The sequence below is a fragment of the Micromonospora sp. CB01531 genome (assembly GCF_001905095.1).
In the GTDB taxonomy this organism is placed as follows: Bacteria; Actinomycetota; Actinomycetes; order Mycobacteriales; family Micromonosporaceae; genus Micromonospora.
The window spans coordinates 1-5885 of the sequence record NZ_LWLS01000027.1 but is presented as its reverse complement, the minus strand read 5'-3'; the positions used below and the strand labels follow the sequence as shown (position 1 = coordinate 5885).

Here is a 5885-nt window from a genome sequence, read left to right as displayed (position 1 = left end):
AGCGACCGCCCGAACCCTTATTTACCAGGCTCTAAGGGAAATCTCGCAACTCCGGTGGCTGTCCGCCGAGGACGATTGCCGAGGATGCCGGGTGCAGGTCGGGTCAGGATGGGGAGCCGCTGGCGGGCGTTGGCTGTGGTCATGTCGACGAGGAAGCAGGCGACAGCGGCGCTACGGCTCTTCCAGTCCAAGCGGCAGCGGATGCCTTTGGGCGGCCAAGGCCGCCCAGGGGCTCTGGGCTCATCTCGGGTCAGGCGGTTGCGCCGGGGCCTGGCAGCGGGTCGACGTCGTTTGCGTGCATCGGCTCGCCGCAGTGGGCGCAGCGCAGGTCGACACCACTGAACTCGCCGCACGTGTGGTGGCGGTAGAGTACTGGCGGGCCGGTCTCGCCGGCGAGCCATTTGTCTCCCCAACGGGTCATGACCATGAGCAGGTCGACCAGGTCGGCGCCCTTCTCCGTCAAGACGTACTCGTGGCGCGGACGCCGGTCGTAGGGGCGGCGTTCGAGCACGCCCTGGTCGACGAGGTGGTTCAGCCGCTCGGTCAGGACCTTGCGTGAGATTCCGAGGTCGGCCTGGAGCTGCTCGAACCGGTTGAGCCCGGCCCATACGTCGCGCAGGACCAGCGGCGACCAGGGCTCCCCGATGACGTCGAGCGTACGTGCAATCGAGCACGCCATTTTGCTGAAGTCCGTGCGTTGCATGGAACCAGTTTACCAATCGGGGTTCCCTTAGGGAACTGACGTTGTTATGGTCACAGCGTCTCTTTAAGGAACCCCAGGGAGGATCGCGGAGATGAGTAAGGTCATCAGCGCCCACGCGGTGTCGGTCGACGGTTACATCACCTGCCGCGGGCCCGGCGCCGGGCGTGGGCTCGGCCACGGGACGATGCTCTTCGACTGGTACTTCGACGGCGACACGCCCAGCCAGGTGTTCGACGGGTTCAGGCTGAGCGCGCCCAGCGCGCGGGTCTTCGACGCCCTCGCCGGGCGCGTGGGCGCGGTCGTGGCGGGCCGCAACACCTATGAGGACTCCGACCATTTTGGAGGCGGTAGCCCCCACCCGACGGCTCGGCTGTTCGTCCTCAGCCACCGGCCCGCGGCGGAGATCACCGAGCGGCAGGCCCTCGTCACCAGCGGCATCGAGGACGCGGTCGCCGCGGCCCGCGAGGCCGCCGGCGACAAGGACGTCGGCCTCATGGGCGGCGGCGTCGTAACCGAGGCGTTGAAAGCGGGCCTCGTCGACGAGATGGTCCTCCACCAGGTGCCAGTCCTACTCGGCGGCGGCCGGCCCTTCTTCCAGGCATTGCCCGGGCACGTGCGGCTCCGCCTCGTCGACGCCGTCCCGGCGCCCGGCGTCACCCACCTCCACTACAAGGTCGAGCGATAACCCACATGACCGGCAAAGTCGCATCGCCCCGCCGACAACCACCAAAGCCCACCCAGAACCCACGCCAGGAGATGACCACGATGCTCAACCCCGACGTGCGCCGCGTGCTCGACGGCACCCCGATCGCCCACCTCGCCAGCGTCCTGCCCGACGGCGCCCCCCACTGCGTCCCTGTCTGGATCGGCACGCACGGCGACCACATCGCGGTCCTCACCGGCCCGAGCACCCGCAAAGCCCGCAATCTACGCCGCGACCCGCGGATCGCGCTCTCCCTGACACCCACCGACAACCCGTTCCAGCCGGTCATCATCCGCGGCCGCGTCATCGAGTGGCTCGAAGACGACGCCGCCTGGACGATCGTTGACCAACTGGCCACCAAATACACCGGCCAGCCGTACCCACGCGATGAACAGCGCATCGTTGCGGTCATCGAACCCGAGCGGCAGACGATAGGCGTCGCATGAGCCGACGCGGGTCCGTGGCGACTGTCCATCTCTTCAAACGTCCGAGTGAACGCCGGGTATGCGGACGAAGTGGAGGGCAGGGTGTCGCCGGCGCCGTTCGTGTCGCCCCCGCCAAGGGCTGCTGGCTCTTCAAAACGCCGCGGACTACCCGGCTCCGCCGCCGTGGCGGCCGGTCCTGAGCAGACCGGCCGCCGTAACGGCGAATCGGATCAGGCGCGGCGCAGCCAGAACGTCAGGCCGAGGTCGGCGTCCTGGTGCGGCGTGGCTGCCCAGTCCGGCTCGCCGGGGCCGAACCGCATCGCGAGCACCTCGTCGGCGACCATGTCGCGGTGCTCGTCGAGTGCCGCGGTGACGTCGTTCTGGGCCGCCGCGTAGCGCAGCTCGATCCGGTCGGAGACTTCTAGTCCGCTGGTCTTGCGGGCCTCCTGGATCAGGCGGATCGCCTCGCGGGCAAGCCCGGCGCGGCGCAGCTCCGGGGTCAGCTGCAGGTCGAGCGCGAGGGTGGCGCCGGCCTCCGAGGCGACCGCCCAGCCTTGGCGCGGCGTCTCGGTGATGATCACGTCGTCGGGGCCGAGGGTCACCGGCTCGCCACCGACGATCACGGTGGCCTCGCCGGCCGCGAGGTCCCGCTTGATGGCGGCGGCGTCGGCCGCGGCGATGGCCTTGGCCACGTCCTGCACGGCCTTGCCGAACCGCTTGCCGAGGGTTCGGAAGTTCGCCTTGGCGGTAGTGTCGACCAGCGACGCCTCGGAGGCGCTGAGCGGCAGGACCACGGCGACGTTGAGCTCTGCGGCGATCTCCGCGATGAGCTGCGGCTCCAGGTCGGTGAAGCCCTGTGCCGAGGCGAGCGAGCGGGCCAGCGGTTGGCGGGTCTTGACCCCGGACTCGGCGCGGGCCGTGCGGCCCAGTTCCACCAGGCGCCGGGCGACCGCCATCTGCTCACCCAGCCGGGGATCGATCAAGCATTCGTCCACCTTCGGATACGCCGCCAGGTGCACAGACGGGGCGGCCGTCGGGTCCACCGCCACCACGATGTCCTGCCAGACCCGCTCGGTGATGAACGGGATGAGCGGCGCGAGCAGCAGGGTCACCGTTCGTAGCGCCTCGTGCAGGGTGGCCAGGGCGGCCGGGTCGCCGCGCCAGAACCGGCGGCGGCTGCGCCGGACGTACCAGTTCGACAGGTCGTCGACGAACGCGGCGAGCAGTTTGCCGGCCTCTTGGGTGTCGAACGCGGCCATCGCCTCGTCGACCTGACGCACCAGGACGTTGAGCTCGGAGAGCAGCCACCGGTCGAGCACCGGCCGGTCCGTCGGCGCCGGGTCCTCAGCGGACGGCACCCAGTTCGCGGTGCGGCCGTAGAGCGCCTGGAAGGCGACGGTGTTCCAGTAGGTCAGCAGCGTCTTGCGGACCACTTCCTGCAGGGTCGTGTGACCCACTCGTCGGGATGACCAGGGCGAGCCTGCGGCGGCCATGTACCAGCGCACGGCGTCGGCGCCGTGCTGCTCCATCAGCGGGATGGGCTCGAGGATGTTGCCCAGGTGCTTGGACATCTTGCGGCCGTCTTCGGCGAGGATGTGCCCGAGACAGACGACGTTCTCGTACGAGGATCGGTCGAAGACCAGCGTGCCGACCGCCATGAGGGTGTAGAACCAGCCGCGGGTCTGGTCGATCGCCTCGCAGATGAACTGGGCCGGGTAGCTGCGCTCGAACAGTTCCTGGTTGCGGTGCGGGTAGCCGAACTGGGCGAAGGGCATTGCGCCCGAGTCGTACCAGGCGTCGATGACCTCCGGCACGCGCGTCGCCGTCGCGCCGCAGTGGCAGGTCAGGGTGACGTCGTCGACGAACGGGCGGTGCGGGTCGAGGTTCGACAGGTCCCGCCCGGTCAGCTCGCTGAGTTCGGCGAGCGAGCCGACACAGGTCAGGTGTTGCACCGGGCAGCGCCAGATCGGCAGCGGGGTGCCCCAGTAGCGGGACCGTGACAGGGCCCAGTCGACGTTGTTGGTCAGCCAGTCACCGTAGCGGCCGTGCTTGATGGTCCCGGGGTGCCAGTTGGTGCGCTCGTTCTCGCGCAGCAGTTGGTCGCGGATCGCCGTGGTGCGCACGTACCAGGACGGCTGGGCGTAGTAGATGAGCGGCGTGTGGCAGCGCCAGCAGTGCGGGTAGCTGTGCTCGTACTGGTGCTCGCGGAACAGCAGGCCGCGGTTCTGCAGGTCGGTGACCAGCGGCGCGTCGGCGTCCTTGAAGAACATCCCGCCGACCAGCGGGATCTGCGTCTCGAACGTGCCGTCGGGGCGTACCGGGTTAACCATCGGCAGCCCGTAGGTTCGGCAGCTGGCGAGGTCGTCGGCGCCGAACGCGGGTGCCTGGTGGACCAGGCCGGTGCCGCTGTCGGTGGTGACGTAGGTCGCGAGTATGACGAAGTGCGCGTCCGGCACATCGACTAGGTCGAACGGCCGCCGGTAGGTCCAGCGCTCCAGCTCCTTGCCGGTGAAGCTGTCGCCGGTGCGCGTCCAGCCGTCGAGGACCTGCTCCAGCAGCGGCTCGGCGACGATGAGCCGCTCGGTGCCGTCGGTCGCCAACACGTAGGTGACGTCCGGGTGTACCGCCACGGCCGTGTTGGACACCAGGGTCCATGGGGTCGTCGTCCACACCAGTAGTGACGCCTGCCCGGCGAGGGGTCCCGAGGTCAGCGGGAATCGCACGAACACTGAGGGATCCGTGTCGTTCTCGTAGCCCTGCGCCAGCTCGTGGTCGCTCAGCGCGGTCTGGTCGCGTGGGCACCACGGTGCCACCCGGAAGTCCTCCACCAGCAGGCCCTGGTCGAAGATCTGCTTGAGCGACCACCAGACGGATTCCACGTACTGCGGGTCCATGGTGCGGTACGCGTCGTCCATGTCGACCCAGTAGCCCATGCGCTCGGTCAGCTCGGCGAAGGCGTCCGTGTGTCGGGTCACTGATTCCCGGCATTTGGCGTTGAACTCGGCGATGCCGTAGGCCTCGATGTCCTGCTTGCCGGTGAAGCCGAGTTCCTTTTCCACCGCGAGCTCGACCGGAAGGCCGTGGCAGTCCCAGCCCGCTTTGCGGGGGACGTGGAAGCCCTTCATGGTCTTGTAGCGCGGGAAGATGTCCTTGAACACCCGCGCCTCGATGTGGTGTGTTCCCGGCAGCCCGTTGGCGGTCGGTGGGCCTTCGTAGAAGATCCAGGCGGGCCGCCCCTCGGTCTGCTCGAGGCTGCGCTTGAAGACGCTGTTGCTGTGCCAGAAATGCAGCACCTCATGGTCAAGGGTGGCCAAATCGACCTGTGCGGGCACGGTTCTGTACATCCGGTCGGTCCTCCGTCGGGCGTGCTGTCCAACGGAGGGACGAGGCCGGGCCCCGCGGTACCACCCTCCTTGGCCGCGCGAAACGCACGACCCGCTCATTCGGATGCAAGGTCGGTTCTACTCGGCCCGCGGACCTTTCTTCCGACGGCTCCGGGGTGATCTTCCCGCCGTGCACGCTCCCGGGCTCACACCGCCCCCGAGTCGCTCTGAGCTGCGTCCGGTGGTACTCGTCCCCATCAGCGCCTCTTGCGGCACACATTTTACAACGGCCGCTCCGGGCGGCGTCGTGGGCTGGGTAGGCGCATCCGTAGGAGTCGGTGCGAGGTACCCGTCGAACGGGCCATCCGTGCCCCGACTAGCGGGTGGGTCGCTGCGTCGTTGTTTGGCTCCCGGACTGCCTTTTGGAGTGAGCGAAGCGCTGGCCACCACTCAGGGTGGCGCTCCACCACCTCAGCCAGGACTGGGCTCTGCTCCAGCATATGCGCTGGCCACTGATACCAGGAGTGGGCGAAGTGGAAGTCGGGCAGAAGCGCGGCTACCTGCAACTCACACTCAAGGACGTCGGCGAGCAGTTCTGCGAGAGTCAACACCGCGGGCCGATCGGCGTCGTGCAGTGTCGAGGGCTTCCCGTCGAAAAAATACGAGCGGAGCGATGGATTCTCAAGCAGGCGGTCGTGCCAAGCGCGAGATAAGTTGTTGATCTCCATTAG

The 5885-nt window shown here is 68.4% G+C and carries 4 protein-coding genes; 2 read left to right on the top strand and 2 right to left on the bottom strand.

The window, feature by feature from the left end:
* Positions 1–250 precede the first annotated feature (250 nt).
* Complete coding sequence (locus tag A6A27_RS06295) at positions 251–703, bottom strand: winged helix-turn-helix transcriptional regulator (protein WP_073833603.1); 453 nt, start codon at positions 701–703, stop codon at positions 251–253.
* A 91-nt stretch (positions 704–794) separates the two neighbouring features.
* Here A6A27_RS06295 and A6A27_RS06290 point away from each other — a divergent pair, with 91 nt between their 5' ends.
* The gene (locus A6A27_RS06290; RefSeq protein WP_073833602.1) at positions 795–1388 is read left to right on the top strand and encodes a dihydrofolate reductase family protein; all 594 of its coding nucleotides are present in this window, start codon (positions 795–797) and stop codon (positions 1386–1388) included.
* Between the two features lie 80 nt (positions 1389–1468).
* Positions 1469–1852 carry a PPOX class F420-dependent oxidoreductase gene (locus A6A27_RS06285; protein ID WP_073833604.1) on the top strand — a complete coding sequence of 128 codons (384 nt, stop codon included), beginning with the start codon at positions 1469–1471 and terminating at the stop codon, positions 1850–1852.
* Positions 1853–2061: 209 nt separating this feature from the next.
* On the opposite strand, the gene ileS is transcribed toward A6A27_RS06285, so the two are convergent.
* Positions 2062–5175 (bottom strand): isoleucine--tRNA ligase, encoded by a 3114-nt coding sequence (gene ileS, locus A6A27_RS06280; RefSeq protein ID WP_073833601.1) that lies wholly within the window; start codon positions 5173–5175, stop codon positions 2062–2064.
* Between the last annotated feature and the right edge of the window lie 710 nt (positions 5176–5885).

Excerpts from the sequence above, each read along its gene's own strand:
- A6A27_RS06295 (WP_073833603.1), bottom strand. The coding sequence starts at position 703 with ATGCAACGCACGGACTTCAGCAAAATGGCGTGCTCGATTGCACGTACG.
- A6A27_RS06285 (WP_073833604.1), top strand. The coding sequence starts at position 1,469 with ATGCTCAACCCCGACGTGCGCCGCGTGCTCGACGGCACCCCGATCGCC.
- ileS (WP_073833601.1), bottom strand. The coding sequence starts at position 5,175 with ATGTACAGAACCGTGCCCGCACAGGTCGATTTGGCCACCCTTGACCAT.
- A6A27_RS06290 (WP_073833602.1), top strand. The coding sequence starts at position 795 with ATGAGTAAGGTCATCAGCGCCCACGCGGTGTCGGTCGACGGTTACATC.